The organism is Pseudomonas sp. YuFO20 (genome assembly GCF_035064975.1).
Lineage (GTDB): Bacteria > Pseudomonadota > Gammaproteobacteria > Pseudomonadales > Pseudomonadaceae > Aquipseudomonas > Aquipseudomonas putida_AE.
This window is the reverse complement of the sequence record NZ_JAXDEO010000002.1, coordinates 145627-160698: the sequence shown is the minus strand read 5'-3', so window position 1 is coordinate 160698 and position 15072 is coordinate 145627. Positions and strand designations below refer to the sequence as shown.

The 15072-nt window shown below is 59.2% G+C and carries 13 protein-coding genes and 1 pseudogene; 4 read left to right on the top strand and 10 right to left on the bottom strand.

The features are described from left to right. Positions 1-77 precede the first annotated feature (77 nt). Positions 78-2435 carry a fimbria/pilus outer membrane usher protein gene (locus tag SOP85_RS02035; RefSeq protein WP_323625913.1) on the top strand — a complete coding sequence of 786 codons (2358 nt, stop codon included), beginning with the start codon at positions 78-80 and terminating at the stop codon, positions 2433-2435. Then, positions 2432-3394, top strand: coding sequence for a Csu type fimbrial protein (locus tag SOP85_RS02030; protein WP_323625912.1), 963 nt, complete (start codon positions 2432-2434; stop codon positions 3392-3394). Before SOP85_RS02035 ends, SOP85_RS02030 begins: the two co-directional genes overlap by 4 nt. 9 nt (positions 3395-3403) lie before the next feature. Here SOP85_RS02030 and SOP85_RS02025 read toward each other — a convergent pair whose 3' ends face one another. The 4 genes from SOP85_RS02025 to SOP85_RS02010 all read right to left on the bottom strand — a co-directional run bounded on the left by SOP85_RS02025 (position 3404) and on the right by SOP85_RS02010 (position 8415). After that, positions 3404-4756, bottom strand: coding sequence for an OprD family porin (locus tag SOP85_RS02025; protein ID WP_323625911.1), 1353 nt, complete (start codon positions 4754-4756; stop codon positions 3404-3406). Positions 4757-5002: 246 nt separating this feature from the next. Next, entirely contained in the window at positions 5003-5644 is a 642-nt protein-coding gene (locus SOP85_RS02020; protein ID WP_274075281.1) for a 3-oxoacid CoA-transferase subunit B, read from the bottom strand. 8 nt (positions 5645-5652) lie between these two features. Further along, the gene (locus tag SOP85_RS02015) at positions 5653-6345 is read right to left on the bottom strand and encodes a 3-oxoacid CoA-transferase subunit A (protein ID WP_274075280.1); all 693 of its coding nucleotides are present in this window, start codon (positions 6343-6345) and stop codon (positions 5653-5655) included. 246 nt (positions 6346-6591) lie between these two features. Then, positions 6592-8415, bottom strand: coding sequence for an NAD(P)/FAD-dependent oxidoreductase (locus SOP85_RS02010; RefSeq protein WP_323625909.1), 1824 nt, complete (start codon positions 8413-8415; stop codon positions 6592-6594). A gap of 244 nt (positions 8416-8659) precedes the next feature. On the opposite strand from SOP85_RS02010, the gene SOP85_RS02005 reads away from it, so the two are divergent. Then, a complete protein-coding gene (locus tag SOP85_RS02005) occupies positions 8660-10555 on the top strand; it encodes a sigma-54-dependent Fis family transcriptional regulator (protein ID WP_323625908.1) in 1896 nt (631 codons plus the stop codon). Positions 10556-10571: 16 nt separating this feature from the next. Here SOP85_RS02005 and SOP85_RS02000 read toward each other — a convergent pair whose 3' ends face one another. The 5 genes from SOP85_RS02000 to SOP85_RS01980 form a co-directional block, all read right to left on the bottom strand. After that, positions 10572-10799, bottom strand: coding sequence for an AbrB/MazE/SpoVT family DNA-binding domain-containing protein (locus SOP85_RS02000; protein ID WP_323609221.1), 228 nt, complete (start codon positions 10797-10799; stop codon positions 10572-10574). Between the two features lie 74 nt (positions 10800-10873). After that, complete coding sequence (locus SOP85_RS01995; protein WP_323625907.1) at positions 10874-11659, bottom strand: aminoglycoside phosphotransferase family protein; 786 nt, start codon at positions 11657-11659, stop codon at positions 10874-10876. 141 nt (positions 11660-11800) lie between these two features. Next, positions 11801-12133 (bottom strand): antibiotic biosynthesis monooxygenase family protein, encoded by a 333-nt coding sequence (locus tag SOP85_RS01990; RefSeq protein WP_323625906.1) that lies wholly within the window; start codon positions 12131-12133, stop codon positions 11801-11803. 41 nt (positions 12134-12174) lie between these two features. Then, complete coding sequence (locus tag SOP85_RS01985) at positions 12175-13149, bottom strand: zinc-dependent alcohol dehydrogenase family protein (protein ID WP_323625905.1); 975 nt, start codon at positions 13147-13149, stop codon at positions 12175-12177. Between the two features lie 61 nt (positions 13150-13210). Next, positions 13211-13513 carry an ArsR/SmtB family transcription factor gene (locus tag SOP85_RS01980; RefSeq protein WP_323609217.1) on the bottom strand — a complete coding sequence of 101 codons (303 nt, stop codon included), beginning with the start codon at positions 13511-13513 and terminating at the stop codon, positions 13211-13213. 143 nt (positions 13514-13656) lie between these two features. On the opposite strand from SOP85_RS01980, the pseudogene SOP85_RS01975 reads away from it, so the two are divergent. Further along, positions 13657-13770 (top strand): annotated as a pseudogene (locus tag SOP85_RS01975) (hypothetical protein); the annotation flags it as partial. Positions 13771-13881: 111 nt separating this feature from the next. Here SOP85_RS01975 and SOP85_RS01970 read toward each other — a convergent pair. Further along, the gene (locus tag SOP85_RS01970) at positions 13882-15015 is read right to left on the bottom strand and encodes an aminotransferase class V-fold PLP-dependent enzyme (protein ID WP_323609216.1); all 1134 of its coding nucleotides are present in this window, start codon (positions 15013-15015) and stop codon (positions 13882-13884) included. Positions 15016-15072: the final 57 nt, after the last annotated feature.

Below are 15072 nucleotides of genomic sequence, written 5' to 3'. Positions count from 1 at the left end.
TTTGCAGGCGCCTTTTGCCTGCGATCGAGTTATGTGGAGTAAAGGAGCCTAAGTCCAATGACGGACACAAAGCGGTAATGAGCCAGGGTTGGGCTCGCAGTTTGTGGCGTCCGTTCTGGGCCATAGGCTGTACGTGTTGCCTGCTGGTTATTTATCACGCAGAGGCCGGTGACCTGCCGCCTCCGCCCAGCGGCATGGAGGCTGTTGCCGATGCGCAGTTGTTTCTGGAACTGGTGGTCAACCAGATGAACACCGGACGAATCGTGGCGGTCGAGCAGCGCCATGGGCAATTCTTTGTTCCCGCCAGTGCGCTGCATGAAACCGGCATGAAACTGCCGCAAGACATCAAAGCCGAAGTCGGCCTCGACAGCTTGCCGGGCTTGCACAGCGAGTACGACAGCAACGCGCAGCGCCTGTTGCTGGACGTACCGCCCGACTGGCTGCCGGAGCAGTTTGTCGGCCGTCGCCAAGCCTATCCGCGTACCCCGGCGCTGAGCAGCTTCGGCGCCTTGCTCAACTATGACCTGTACCTCAACGACACCGATGATGCCGGCACTTACCTGGCCGCCTGGAACGAAGTGCGGCTGTTCGACAGTTGGGGGACGCTGTCCAATACCGGGCAATACCGCCGCACCTTGTCCGGGGACGCGGTTGACACGCTGAACAATGGTTACCTGCGCTATGACACCACCTGGCGCTACTCCGATGATGATCGGATGCTGACTTACGAGGCGGGCGACCTGGTCAGCGGTGCCTTGCCCTGGAGCAGTTCGGTGCGTCTGGGTGGCGTTCAACTGTCGCGGGACTTCGGCGTACGCCCGGACCTGGTGACCTACCCCTTGCCGCAGTTCGCCGGGGAGGCCGCGGTGCCGTCGTCGGTGGACCTGTTCATCAATGGCTACAAGTCCAGCAGCGCCGATCTGCAACCCGGCCCTTACACACTGACCAACATTCCGTTCATCAACGGTGCCGGCGAAGCCGTGGTGGTCACCACCGACGCCCTGGGACGCCAGGTCTCGACCACGGTGCCGTTCTACGTCACCAGCAGCTTGTTGCAAAAAGGCCTGTCGGACTTTTCCGTGGCGGCCGGCACCTTGCGCCAGGACTACGGCCTGCGGGATTCCAGTTATGGCCCCGGCGTCACGTCCGGCAGTTTGCGTTACGGCCTGAGTGACAACTTCACCCTGGAAAGCCACGCGGAAGCCTCCGATGCGCTGGCGCTCGGTGGTGTTGGCGGTAATGTGCGGCTGGGCAATTTCGGCGTGCTCAACAGCGCCGTCAGCCAAAGCCGTTTCGACGGGGAAACCGGCCAGCAACTGAGCCTCGGTTATCAATACAGCAGCCAGCGCTACAGCTTTGCCTGGCAGCGCCTGCAACGGCGTGATCAATATGCCGACCTGACCGTGGTCGACAGTCCGTACACCACCCTCAGCAAACGCAGTGAGCAGGCTACCCTGAGCGTCAATCTCGATAGCTGGGGTAGCCTTGGCGCCGGGTATTTCGACGTGCGCGCGGCGGACGACTCGCGCACCCGCCTGCTTAACCTGACCTGGAGCAAACCGTTGTGGCGCAGCACCAGTTTTTACCTGTCGGCCAACCGCGAGATCGGCGACAGCAACTGGGCAGTGCAGGCGCAACTGGTGATTCCGTTCGACCTGCGTGGCAGCCTGGCCATCGGCAGTGAACGCAGCAAGGACGGCCAGGCGCAGCAGCGGGTCAACTACAGCCGTGCAGTGCCGACCGAGGGCGGGGTGGGCTTCAATCTCGGCTACGCCAAGGGTGATGGACCCGACTACCGGCAGGCCGACTTGACCTGGCGTCTACAGTCGGTGCAATTGCAGGCCGGGGTCTATGGCACCAGCGATGCCCAAACCCGTTGGGCCGATGCCAGCGGTTCGCTGGTGTGGATGGACCGCCAGGTGTTCGCCGCGAACCGAATCGACGACGCGTTTGTGGTGGTCAGCACCGATGGCTACGCCGATATTCCGGTGCGCTACGAAAACCAGCAGGTGGGCCAGACCGATCGCAACGGCCACTTGCTGGTACCGTGGAGCAGCGCCTATTACCGAGGCAAATACGAGATCGATCCGCTAAACCTGCCGGCCAACGTGCGCAGCCCGAACGTCGAGCAACGCATCGCGGTACGCCGTGGCAGCGGTTATCTGTTGGAGTTTCCGTTAAGCCGGGTGATCGCGGCGAGCATCGTGCTGGTAAACGCGCAGCAGCAGGAGTTGCCCTTGGGCAGCGGGGTGGTGCATGAGCAGAGCGGCACGCAAACCGTGGTCGGCTGGGACGGTCTGGTGTACCTGGAAAACCTGCAGGCGCAGAACGATCTGCGGGTGACGATGGGCGATGGCAAGACCTGCCATGTGCAGTTTGCCGCCGACCTGACCCAGGATCAGGTCCCGCTGCTCGGGCCGTTGGTGTGCCGATGAAGTGGCTGATGCTGCTGGTGCTCTGGCTGCCCGCACCCGCGTGGGCCTTGTGTTCGGTGGGCGGCACTACACCCGTGGCATTCGGCTCATTGAGTTCGATTGCCGTGCGCACCACATCGCAACCCGGTTCCACGCTCAACGGCGGCTTGCGTTGCACCGGCTCGCTGTTGACTTTGCTGAGCAGCAACGATCACTTCTGGGCCACCGTTACGTCGACCCAGAGCGGTTTGCTCGGTCCCACCGGCGACGTCATCGGCTACACGATCTACGCCAACAACAGCACCAGCTACCCGCTGACCCGCGGCACCGCCTACGACTTCGCGCGCAATGGAATCATCGACGCGCTTGGCCTGCTCGGTGGTACGACCCCAAAAACCGTGCCCTTGTATTTCGCCACCACCATCGGCAGCAACGTCGCGGCCGGGATCTATAGCGAAACCCTGAGCATTTTCTGGAACTGGAACTATTGCTCGGGCATCGGCGTTGGCGGGATTTGCCTGGGACGCGACATTGGTAGCGGCACCGCCACGTTGACAATCACCCTGACGGTTGCCAACGACTGCACCATCACCGCCCCGAACATCGCCTTCGGCAGCGCGCCGGTGGTCAGTGCTTTCGCCCCGGTCACCGGACAGACCATCAACCTGGCTTGTACCAAAGGCAGCGCTTATACCGTGGGACTGAGTGATGGGCAAAACCCGCTGAGTGTCGGCGGGCGTCGACGGATGATCTCGAATGGTAATTACCTGGCCTATGACATTTTCAAGAGTGCCGGCACGACCCGCTGGGGAAGCGTGGGCAGTGCGCGTCGGGCCAGTTCGGATGCCGAGGTCAATCCGGGGAATGGACTGGGGACGGGGAGCCAGATCTTCAATTACAACGCGAAGATCTATACCGATCAGGCGACTCCACCCGCGGGGACTTATCTGGACAGTGTGGTGTTGGATGTGGGGTTCTGATGTTGCAGCTTAAAACCGCCCAAACTTGAGCGGGTATTCGATCACAATGTAGATCCTGTCGATGTCACCGCCGCCTTGGGCGCTGTTTGCCCGATGGACCACGTGGGACAGCTGCACAGACAAGTCCTTGGCCGGCCCTGACTGCAGCACATACCGAAGATCGATATCGCGCTCCCAGTGTCGTCCACCATCGCCTTGTTGAGGAACGTACTCTCCAGTCGATTCGTCGAAAGGGTTATAGCCTCCGCCTTGGGGCGCGTGGGTTCCGTCGATACCGCGTCCGTTGACGTAACGCGTCATGAATTTCAATCCAGGTATGCCGTAGCTGCCCAGGTCGAGGTCATAACGGGCCTGCCAGGAACGTTCATGGGGGCCATTGAAGTCGGCATACTTGATCGAATTGGCAAGGTAGATGGAGTCGCCGCCGACAAAATCGAACGGGGTGTCGCCGTTGATCTTTTGGTAGGCGAGGGTGAAACCATGGCCTGCGGCGGTGTATTTGCCAGCCAGGCTGTAGGCAGTGTTATCAATGGCTCCGGCCACCGACTCGCCATAATCCCTGGTGTGGTAAACGTTGCCGTCGACGAATACGCCGGACTGCTTCAGGTGCAAGTTGCCATAGTATTGGTGCCAGGTGTCACTCAGCTGTGAGACATAAAGCGCACCCCCTATCGGGCGTTCTTCAAACAGGTTGGCGCCAATGAAATCGATGCCGCCCGTTCGGGTACTCACACCGTAACCTGCGAAATCGCCTTTACTGGTCGATGCGTCCTGGTTCTTGAAAGCCGTGAAGTGACCTGCCAGCAAGTGCATGTCATCGATTTCCCGGCTATCCAATAGCAGGCCGGTGGCGTACTCGGGTTGCAGGCGTTTGTCCGCCGTGTCGAACACCGGCGTTTCCACGGTCATTTCACCGAACGCCAAGGTGGTGCGAGAGGTGCGCAGCTTGAGGGCGCCACCACCACTGGAATAATCGTCTTCGCTACGTCCCTCTTGGTCGAGTGGCAGTAATCCCGTCCCGGAATGCCCCTTGCCACCGTCGAGCTTCAATCCGAGAAACCCATGGGCATCGATGCCAAAACCAATCGCACCAGAGGTAAATCCGGACTCGAACGACGTAATGAACCCTTGGGCCCATTCCTGGGTGTAGTTTTTGCCTGAAGGCGAAGGTGAGCGATAGTCATTGCTCAAGTAAAAGTTTCGACTGAGCACTTCAAGTGAAGAGCCTTCTCGAAACCCTTGTGACGGTTGCGCCGCTTGCGACGCCAAGGCTGTTCCACTGGGGGCGCAGGTGACCAGAACAAGCGCGCAAGCGACTCGCAGCTCTTGAGCGGCAAACAGGGCTTTCGATGCAACCAGCATGGGTCAGCTCACCGGCTGGGGTTGGCGGCGCGACCCACTCATTTTAGCCTGTGTTGTATTCATCACTTGCATGTCCATCGCCTCACGGAAGTCGAAGAGATGGTCGCGCATTTTGGAAAGGGAGAATTGGATAGACGTGCGGTTTTATTGGATGGCTGTGCGCACATTGGCATTGATTCGCCGGCCAGCGCTTTCTAACCACAACCGCTGGAAAGTTGCGCCGCTGCAAACGGCGCAATCGATCTGTTATCGAATCAACGGCACGCCACTGAGCGTTTGCAAGTCTTCAAAGCTGATATCGGCAACAATCTCCCGGACCTTCAAGCCGTCGGAAGTGACGTCCAGAATAGCCAGGTCGGTATAAATCCGCGTCACGCAGCCAATGCCGGTCAGGGGGTAGGTGCATTGCGGCACCAATTTGCTTTCGCCGGTCTTGGTCAGGTGATCCATCATGACGAACACCTGGCGTGCGCCTGTCGCCAGGTCCATCGCGCCACCCACGGCCGGGATGGAACCTTCGGCGCCGGTGTGCCAGTTGGCGAGGTCACCGTTGACCGCGACCTGGAAGGCGCCCAGCACGGCAATATCGATGTGCCCACCGCGCATCATCGAGAACGAATCGGCGTGGTGAAAATAGGCGCCACCGGCCAGCAGCGTCACGTGCTGTTTGCCCGCGTTGATCAGGTCATCGTCTTCCTCACCCGGTGCAGGGCTTGGGCCCATGCCCAGTACACCGTTTTCACTGTGCAGGAACACTTCCTTGTCACCCAGGTAGTTGGCCACCAGCGTGGGTACGCCAATGCCCAGGTTCACGTAGGAACCTTCAAGGATATCGTCGGCCACACGTTGGGCCATTTCGCTACGCGATAGTTTTTTCATGACAGTCATGGCGGGCCTCAGTTGACGTTGGCGTTCGAGTAAGTGGCGCGCGGCACGGCGACCACGCGCTGGACGAAGATCCCCGGGGTGATGATGTGTTCCGGGTCCAGCTCTCCCAACTCGACGATCTGATTGACCTGGGCGATAGTGTTTTTCGCTGCCATGGCCATGATCGGTCCAAAATTACGCGCAGCCTTGCGATAGGTGAGATTGCCCCAGCGATCGCCTTTTTCGGCCTTGATCAGTGCAACGTCGGCGTGCAACGGCATTTCCAGCACATAGTTGCGACCGTCGATCACCCGGGTTTCCTTGCCTTCGGCCAGCAGCGTGCCATAACCGGTCGGCGAATAAAACGCACCGATGCCAGAGCCTGCCGCACGAATACGTTCGGCCAGGTTGCCTTGCGGCACGACCTCAAGCTGCACCTTTCCGGCCAGGTAGAGTTCATCGAAAACATAGGAATCGGACTGGCGTGGAAACGAGCAGATCACCTTGGCAACGCGCCCGGCCTTGAGCAAGGCGGCCAGGCCGATTTCACCGTTGCCGGCATTGTTGCTGATGATGGTCAGGTCGCGAGCGCCCGAAGCGATCACGCCATCTACCAATTGCGACGGCATCCCGGCAGTGCCGAAGCCACCGACCATGATGACCGAACCATCGGCAATGCCGTCCAGTGCGGCAGCGACGGATTCAAATGTTTTATTGATCAAGGCGTACTCCTGTTTTTATTCGGCTGAACAGAATGATCCAAGGGAAAACCGCGTGAATCACGGTTAATGCAATGGAGCATAGGGTGCCAAACAATGGGTCGAGGAGGGTGCCCCGAGACGCGATGTCGTGCGATTAACGAACACAAATCGATTATCGAACACAGCGTTGAATGGTCATTCGAAAGTTGGATCTGCGTGCAGGGTACTGTGGAGAGGGCGCCCAACCAAGGCTGGGCGCCCCTTGACTCAGCCCGTATGGTGACTCTCGGAAAGTCCATAGACGGACGTGTCGATGCCTTCGAAACGCGCTTTCAACTGCAGCGCCAGATACAGCGAATAATGCCGTGACTGGTGCAGGTTGCCACCGTGGAACCAGAGGTTGTCCTGCTGTGTTGGCTTCCACATGTTGCGCAGCTCGCCCTCGTACGGTCCAGGATCATTTGTGGTGCCAGAACCCAGGCCCCAGCAGCGGCCGACCTTGTCAGCGACTTCCTGGGAAATCAGCTTCGCCGCCCAACCATTCATTGAGCCATAGCCCGTGGCGTAGACGATCAGGTCTGCCGGGAGTCGGCTGCCGTCGTTGAGTACGACGGCATCGGCTTCGATGCGTTCGACACCCAGGCCAGGCGCGCTCTTGAGCTTGATCGTGCCATTGGCAATCAGTTCGCTGGCGCCGACGTCAATGTAGTAACCGGAACCACGGCGAACATACTTCATGAAAAGGCCAGACTCGTCGTCACCGAAATCGAGCATGAAACCTGCCTTGGCCAGGCGCTCATAGAAGTCCTTGTCACGCTCCTTGATCGCCTCAAAGATGGGTTGATGAAAGCTTGGCATCACCTTGTAGGGGATAGAGGCGAACAGCATGTCGGCCTTGTCCGTGGTCAGCCCCGTTTCCACGGCGTCTTCGGAGTAGAGCCCGCCGAAGACAAGATCCATCAGGCTGTCGGAACACACGATGTGGGTACTGGAGCGTTGCACCATGGTCACCTCGGCGCCGTTCTCCACCAGGTCGGCGCAGATATCGTGGGCCGAATTGTTCGCACCGATGACCACCGCGCGCTTGCCGCGCCAGGCATCTCCGCCGGGATGGCGGCTGGAATGATGCTGCTGGCCATTGAAAACCTCGGCACCCGGGTAATCCGGAACATTGGGTACGCCAGACATGCCGGTGGCGAGGATCAACTGGGTCGGTTGTAAAGTCACAGGCTCGCCATCGCGCTGCACTTCAACCTTCCAGGTGCCACTTTGCTCGTCAAAGCTGGCGCTCACGCATTCTGTACGCGGCCAATAATTGAGCTCCATGACTTTGCTGTACATTTCCAGCCAGTCGCCAATCTGGTCCTTTGGGGTGAAGACCGGCCAGTGATCGGGGAAGGGCAGGTAAGGCATATGGTCGTACCAGACCGGGTCGTGCAGGCACAGCGACTTGTAGCGACCGCGCCACTGATCGCCAGGACGCTCGGCTTTGTCGACGATCAGCGTTGGCACGCCCATTCGCTTGAGCCGCGCAGCGAGCCCCAGCCCACCCTGGCCGCCGCCCACGATCAGGCAGTAAGGCTGGGTGGTGATGCCCAGCGAAGCTTCTTCATCGCGTCGGCGTTCCAGCCAGTTGCGTTTGTCAGCGTGGGCGTGACCATGATTGGCACCCATTGGACGCCGGCGGCCCCTGGGTTCTTCAAAGCCCTTGAGCTCACGCATGGTCGTCAGCAGCGTCCAGCACAGGCCCTCCTTCAGACGCACGTAGCCTTTACCTCGCGCCGCCTCGGTTTCCAGGCTGATCCAGCCTTCGAGCACACCGTTATTGAGCGTCGCCTCACCTTCGAGTTTCCATTGCTCGGGACGCGTCGGGTCGAGGCGTGTTTCGAGCATGTCGCGGATGGCAGGCTGGCCTTCCAGGGTCACCAGGTTCCAGCTGAAAAGCAGCAGGTCACGCCAGTGACACTCTTGCGCAAACAGTTCCAGCGCGCCGTCCAGATCACGTTGGGCGAGACGCTCGCCGAGGTTTTCGACCCAGGCCGCGAGCTGGGCAGTTGGCGTTTGCAGAGGGGTTTCGACAGCGATGTTCATGGAGCCTCTCCCGATCTTGTTGTTGTGGTAACAATTGCCCTTGAGCAAGGCTCGGGCCATCTTCATGAAAGCCCCGTTGCAGAGCGGCTGGCGCAGTACTGTCCAGGCTGTGGCGCGGATTCATGTCACGATTTTGGGAATGGCGGATGACAGAGTGTCACCCGGTGCAAAAAGCGCTCGTTGCGATCTTTTCATATAAGCTTCGAACAGCCCCGTGTCCTGACCGTAACGGAGAACAAGAACGATGAAGCCGGCCTTGATCAACGCCCATGCACAACAAGTGCTCCAAGCCGTGCAGGGCACGCCCGCCAGCCACGACACTCCCGTCAACCTGGCAATCACACGGTCCTGGCGCCGTTGCCTGGATCAGCATCAGCTCGATCCCGCCAGCCGCCGCGCGCCTAATGTAGTGGAGCACCCACGCCTGCAGGATCACCGCGCGCCGCTGGAAAGCATCATGTCCGTGGCGCACTGGCAGATGAGCAGTTTGCACCAGCAGCTCGGGCGTGACGGCCACGTGGTGCTGCTTACCGATGCTCGCGGTGTGGCGATCGACAGTGTGTTCAACGACTCCGAACGCGCCGAGTTCCAGCGTGCCGGACTGTGGCTCGGTTCGGTATGGAGCGAAGATTGCGAGGGTACCAACGGTGTCGGCACCTGCCTGGTCGAGCGGCAGCACGTCACCATCCGTCGTGATGAACATTTCCGCGGCAAGCACGTCGGCCTGACGTGTTCGGCCAGCCCGATATTCGATGCGAGCGGAGAATTGCTTGCCGTGCTCAACCTCTCCTCGGTGCGGGAGGAACACAGTCTGGCGCAACACTTCAAGGCCATGGCGTTGACCAACCTGTCCGCCAGGTTGATCGAGAGCAGTTTTTTCCTGGGGCATGATCCGCAGCGCTACTTGCTGCGCTTTCATCCTGAGGCCGGTTTCGTTGGGCTGCTGGGCGAAGGCCTGCTCGGTTTCGACGAGAGTGCCCGTATCTGCTCAGTCAATCAGGCTGCGCTGGAGCTGCTGGGTCTCAGCCGTGACCAGGTGCTTGGACAATCGCTGACGATGCTGCTGGAAACACCCATCGATCAGGTGATGAGTCAGGCCAGCGCTCAGCCGAGTGTCTGCTGGCCAATGCGCCTGATGGATGGGCGCCTGCTCTACGGACAGTTGCGCGAACCCTTGCGCCACGAGCCTTCAGTCACGCCTGCAATTCCCAGGATCAACGACGTGCACGTGTGCCTGGAAGACCCGCGCCTGCAACGCGGCTTTGCGCGCGCATTGCGTGTTCTGGAGCGTGATGTACCGGTGTTTCTACAGGGCGAAACCGGTACCGGCAAAGAAGCTTTTGCGGCGGCGCTGCATCGCGCCAGCGCCAGGGCGAGCCAGCCGTTTGTGGCGATCAATTGCGCGGCCATTCCAGAGTCGTTGATCGAGAGCGAGCTGTTCGGCTATCGCGGTGGCAGCTTCACCGGCGCACGCAAGGACGGGATGATCGGCAAGCTGGAACAGGCCCATGGCGGCATTCTGTTTCTCGATGAGATCGCCGATATGCCACTGGCGTTACAGACTCGCCTGCTGCGAGTGCTGGAGGAACGCCAGGTGGTGCCGCTGGGCGGCGCGACGGCCCGTGCGCTCGACATACGCCTCGTCAGTGCCAGCCACCAGGATCTGCAAGCCTGTGTGGCCGAAGGGCGTTTTCGCGAAGATCTGTTCTATCGCATCGCCGGCTTCGCCGTGCAGCTCCCGCCGTTGCGTGAGCGTTCAGACAAGGGCCGATTGCTCGACCTGTTGCTGCGCGAGGAGGCAGCAGGGGTGAAGGTTCGGCTGGAAGCGGGTGTCAGGGAGCGCTTGCTGGCGCAGCCATGGCCAGGCAATGTCCGACAGCTGCGTACGTGCCTGCGCACTCTGTTGGCATTGGCGTTGGAGGGGCGTGTCACCCTGGACGACCTGGCGGAGTTGCTGCCGGCAGCGCCAGCGTCAGCCGCGCTGGCCGAAAATCCCCTTGGACTTTCCGAACGGCAGACGCTACTGAAGTTGATCGAGGCGGAACACTGGCATATCGCCCATGTTGCCGCCCGCCTGGGGATCAGTCGCAATACGCTCTATCGCAAACTGCGCCATCACGGTATTTCACGACCTGGTTGAATGTAGAGTGACTTCCTCATTTACCCTCGGCGCTACCGTGCTGTTCGCTATCCCAGGATTCAGTGAACTCGTCTATTCGATCCGCGATTTGAGGTTTCGTTGACAGGACCAGGCAGCGCGTGTTGCCGACGAATTCCTCTATCAAGTACAGCGAGTCGCCAACATCCAACTCCAATTCCTGCAACGCCTCATCAGGAATTCGAATCGCACCGTCGCCATCCCATTCCTCGATGATGATTTTCATAGGCGGCTTTCTCACGTGTGGTCTCCATTGTTTTGAGTCGGCAATGTAACAATCGACCCAAGGCTGACAGAAAATTATCCTGGCTGTGCCTTACTGTAAAACTCACAACCCAAGCGCCGACGCTGCAAGCTTCGCCACCCCAAAGGGGATGGCCGGCTCAATGCTGACAACCCGGTCCAGGCGAGCACCCATTGCAATAACCGGAGGCGATCGATGTCGGCGGCCTGTGTCACGATATCGATCCGGCGCGAGAAACAATCTGGCGCCAGAGCGCTTTTGCTATCGGGATTGCAGAAAATATTCGCGTAATCGAAGCCGCGCTCACCGTACAGTCCCTTGGGATCGATAGCGAGCCATCCCTTGGGTCCGAAGTCCAACACATTGCCGTGGTGGATGTCGCCATGCAGTACCCTGACGTCGCGTGGCGCATCCAGGAGTTCGCGAGCGGTTTTTGCGCATTGTTCAAAGATCCCTCGGCGTGTTGCCGCTGCGCTCCACAGGGCTTCGAACCGTTGCTCCAGTGGGACCAAAGCAGGAACCGGTTTTGCGTGTGGTGCATGAAGGCGGTCGGCCACGGCACAGAGAATGCGAGTAGCCTCGTCGTCCTGTCCGCAGCTCACCAGGTGCCCAAGCGAGACCGAGCCGCTCGCGCGCTCCATAAGTAAGGCCGCGCCATCATGTTCCAGCACAGGAGCCGCGCCATCACCGTCCCACCAAGCCATGAGCAGGTTGCCTGCTTGCTCCTCCAGCTCTTGCGAGACTTTGAGCATGGCTGGTACACCGTGGTGGCGAACGGGCAGTAGATTGCCATTCAGCGAGATAAAAGCATCACCGTCGATGGTCAGTTCCCATCGTTTCAAGTATTGATCAAACATAAGCGCATGAATTGTCGTTCTTGGTGGAACAATTATTATGAATGATTGGGACACGAGGCTAAACGTCTGCTTCCGGCCGAAAGTTGCAGGTCACAGAACGTCTGTTTCCGACAACGGCTATTTTCTTTAAGGCCACAAGCCGCTTGAAGCGCTGGCAGCATCCATGCCGACGGTATTCCCTTCAATATGGTAGACCTTCGGTTCCTCCGAAAAATATTCCTCCAGGCCCATCATGAACAGCCGATGGTCTTCACTCGCTTCGAAGCCCGGCGTGTGATCTTCGAGTGATTGCCATCTCACTATCAGGTTGAACTGTTCGGGGCTTTCGATCCCTTGCGCGAGCAGGTGGCCGCCGTAACCTTTCGCGCGGGTGAGCAAAGGAGCGACCTCGGCAAATGCTTGTCGGAACATCTCGATGCGTTCTTTGTGAACGGGGAGCAGAGCGATTTCATAGATCATGGCTTACCTCAAAATTGACTTGAACGATTAAAAGTTCGCATTTACGAGAGGAGCGATGGCTCGACGGCAATCGCGATTTTTCCTTGAATACCGTTGTTGGGACTTTCCAGCCGGGCATGAGCGAGGGGAATGTCGGCAAGCGAATAGACAGCGCCAACGTGTGGTCGAAGCTGACCGCGCTCTACCAGTGCGCTCAACTCATCAAGCTTGCCGCGGTTTTGCCTGGTGAAGACGAAGTGATAACTCGCGTTCTTGCCCCAGGCCTGAACGACGTTTTGCGGCTGCGCAATGTCCACGATCGTGACGACGCGGCCAAGTTGTGCGAGCACATCGGGGCTGCGTGACAATGTGTTGCCGCCGATGGTGTCGAACACCACATCAACGCCGCGGCCACCGGTTTCGCGAAAGACGGCGTCAACATAATCTTCTTTTTCGTAGTCGATGATCACATCGGCACCCACGCGGCGTGCGAACTCAATGTTGGCTTCGCGCACGGTGGTGAACACCCTTGCGCCCATGGCTTTCGCCAGCTGGATGGCGACATGACCGACGCCTCCCGCGCCGCCGTGTACAAGAATGCTTTCCCCGACCCTGAGCGCCGCACGCACCACCAGTGCTTCCCACGCCGTCCCGCCCACCAGGGTCAGGCTTGCCGCCTCAAGATGGCTCAGCGAGGCAGGCTTCTTGCCGACAATGCTTTGGTCAGCGACGTGGTACTCGGCATAACTTCCCGGCCCTTCGAATATTTGCGGGGTGTACCAGACTTCGTCTCCTGGAATGAAGGCCGTCACACCTGGCCCCACTTCTTCGACAACGCCGGATACGTCATGTCCGGTGATGGCTGGCAGTTGCACCAGGTCGGGATAATCGCCACGTCGAACCTGGTAATCCAATGGATTGATTGAGGTTGCGTGTACCCGGACCAGGATCTGTCCCGCGTGCGGCACGGGCTTGGGTACATCGCAGAGTTCGAACGATTCAGGACCGCCGAATGATTCAAGTATCATCGCTTTCATGGTAAATCCTCGCATCGATAAAATTAGATATCGAGAAATCTCGATGTGTTGCGGTAAAAAATTACAGATCCTTGCCAATGATCTCGGCAAGCGCACTGATGGTTGCTTCATTGCGTTTGTAGTAGGTCCACTGCCCGATGCGCCTGACTTCCACCAGGCCCACTCGTTGCAAAGTGGCCAGATAACCGGACACCGTTGATTGCGACAGTCCGATACCTTCCTGAATACTGCTGACGCAAACGCCGACCGTGTGAACGTCACCTTCATCCTGCGCAGGGAAGTGCTTTACGGGGTCCTTCAAGCCTTTCAGGATTTGAAGACGCGTAGGGTTTGAGAGGGCTTTGAATATTTCGATCAATTCCATAACCCTAGGATATCGAGATTTACCGATATGTCAATACGAGAGATTGGAACCATCTTGAGCTTCGAATGGCCAACGCAATGTCCTTGAAGCTTCCATGGCCCGGGATCCCGTCCGGGCGGCGACGTTCATGAGAGAATGCCGCCAACTGGCTACCAGCACCCACAGGCGGCTTCTACGTGATGTTACGCCTGTATCAACCTTCAGAGGATGTGCTCTCGGGCAAATGGCAGCTGCCGCAATTGAACAAGGTCAATTGAAGATTCGGAATAGGGACGCCTGATGATTGGCCAATAGCGGGACTGAATGTCCGCTATTGGCTGTGGATTCAACCGGTCAACGCAACAGATTGGCTAAATCGTTATGAGGGCTTAGTCAACCATCACCTCGTCCAGTGCCTGCTCGAGGGTGCTGACCGTGCGCTCGATATTGTGCAGCTTTTCGAGCCCGAACAGACCGATGCGGAAGGTCTGGAAGTCGGCCGGCTCGTCGCATTGCAACGGCACTCCGGCGGCGATCTGCAGGCCATGGTTGGCAAATTTCCTGCCGTTCTTGATGTCGGCATCATCGGTGTAGCTCACCACGACGCCAGGGGCCTGGAAGCCGGCGGCGGCCACGCTTTTGAAACCTTTGCCGGTCAACATGGCGCGCACCCGATCGCCCAGCGCCTGCTGTTCGTCGCGGACCTTGTCGAAACCGTAGGCTTGCGTCTCTTTCATCACTTCGTTGAATCGCGCGAGGGAATCGCTGGGCATGGTCGCATGGTAGGCATGTCCGCCCTGTTCGTAGGCCTGCATGATCTGCAGCCACTTTTTCAGGTCGCAGGCGAAGCTGCTGCTTTGCGTCTTCTCGATGCGCGCGAGGGCCAGGGAGCTGAACATCACCAGGGCGCAGCAAGGGGAGGCGCTCCAGCCTTTCTGCGGTGCGCTGATCAGCAGGTCGACTGCGCATTTGTGCATATCGACCCAAAGCGTGCCTGAGGCGATGCAGTCCAGCACGAACAGGCCACCCACCGCATGCACGGCGTCGCCGACGGCCCGCAGGTATTCGTCGGGCAGGATAATCCCTGATGAGGTTTCAACGTGGGGGGCGAAGACAATCTGTGGCCTCGACGCCTCAATGGCTGCCAGCACTTCGTCCAGAGGGGGTGGGGCGTAGGCCGCCTGGCGACCGGTGTCGACCGGTCGGGCTTTGAGCACCGTGGTGGCCGCCGGGATGTTGCCCATCTCAAGGATCTGACTCCAGCGATAACTGAACCAGCCGTTGCGTATCACCAGGCATCGCTGCTCGGTAGCAAACTGACGCGCCACCGCTTCCATGCCGAATGTGCCGCTGCCCGGGACCACCGCAACACCCTGGGCGTTGTAGACCTGCTTCAGGGTCTTGGAAATGTTTTTCATCACGCCTTGAAATGACTGCGACATGTGGTTGAGCGAGCGGTCGGTGTAGACCACTGAGTACTCGACCAGTCCTTCGGGATCGATACTGGGATATAGCTTTGACATGGGTGACTCCTTTGACAGAAATCTCGGTGGTATCGACCCTGCCCTAAGCCTTGGCAA

What these genes read in the sequence shown, in the direction of transcription:
- SOP85_RS02035 (WP_323625913.1), top strand. Translation starts at nt 78, where the DNA reads ATGAGCCAGGGTTGGGCTCGCAGTTTGTGGCGTCCGTTCTGGGCCATA.
- SOP85_RS02030 (WP_323625912.1), top strand. Translation starts at nt 2,432, where the DNA reads ATGAAGTGGCTGATGCTGCTGGTGCTCTGGCTGCCCGCACCCGCGTGG.
- SOP85_RS02025 (WP_323625911.1), bottom strand. Translation starts at nt 4,756, where the DNA reads ATGCTGGTTGCATCGAAAGCCCTGTTTGCCGCTCAAGAGCTGCGAGTC.
- SOP85_RS02020 (WP_274075281.1), bottom strand. Translation starts at nt 5,644, where the DNA reads ATGACTGTCATGAAAAAACTATCGCGTAGCGAAATGGCCCAACGTGTG.
- SOP85_RS02010 (WP_323625909.1), bottom strand. Translation starts at nt 8,415, where the DNA reads ATGAACATCGCTGTCGAAACCCCTCTGCAAACGCCAACTGCCCAGCTC.
- SOP85_RS02005 (WP_323625908.1), top strand. Translation starts at nt 8,660, where the DNA reads ATGAAGCCGGCCTTGATCAACGCCCATGCACAACAAGTGCTCCAAGCC.
- SOP85_RS02000 (WP_323609221.1), bottom strand. Translation starts at nt 10,799, where the DNA reads ATGAAAATCATCATCGAGGAATGGGATGGCGACGGTGCGATTCGAATT.
- SOP85_RS01990 (WP_323625906.1), bottom strand. Translation starts at nt 12,133, where the DNA reads ATGATCTATGAAATCGCTCTGCTCCCCGTTCACAAAGAACGCATCGAG.
- SOP85_RS01985 (WP_323625905.1), bottom strand. Translation starts at nt 13,149, where the DNA reads ATGAAAGCGATGATACTTGAATCATTCGGCGGTCCTGAATCGTTCGAA.
- SOP85_RS01980 (WP_323609217.1), bottom strand. Translation starts at nt 13,513, where the DNA reads ATGGAATTGATCGAAATATTCAAAGCCCTCTCAAACCCTACGCGTCTT.
- SOP85_RS01970 (WP_323609216.1), bottom strand. Translation starts at nt 15,015, where the DNA reads ATGTCAAAGCTATATCCCAGTATCGATCCCGAAGGACTGGTCGAGTAC.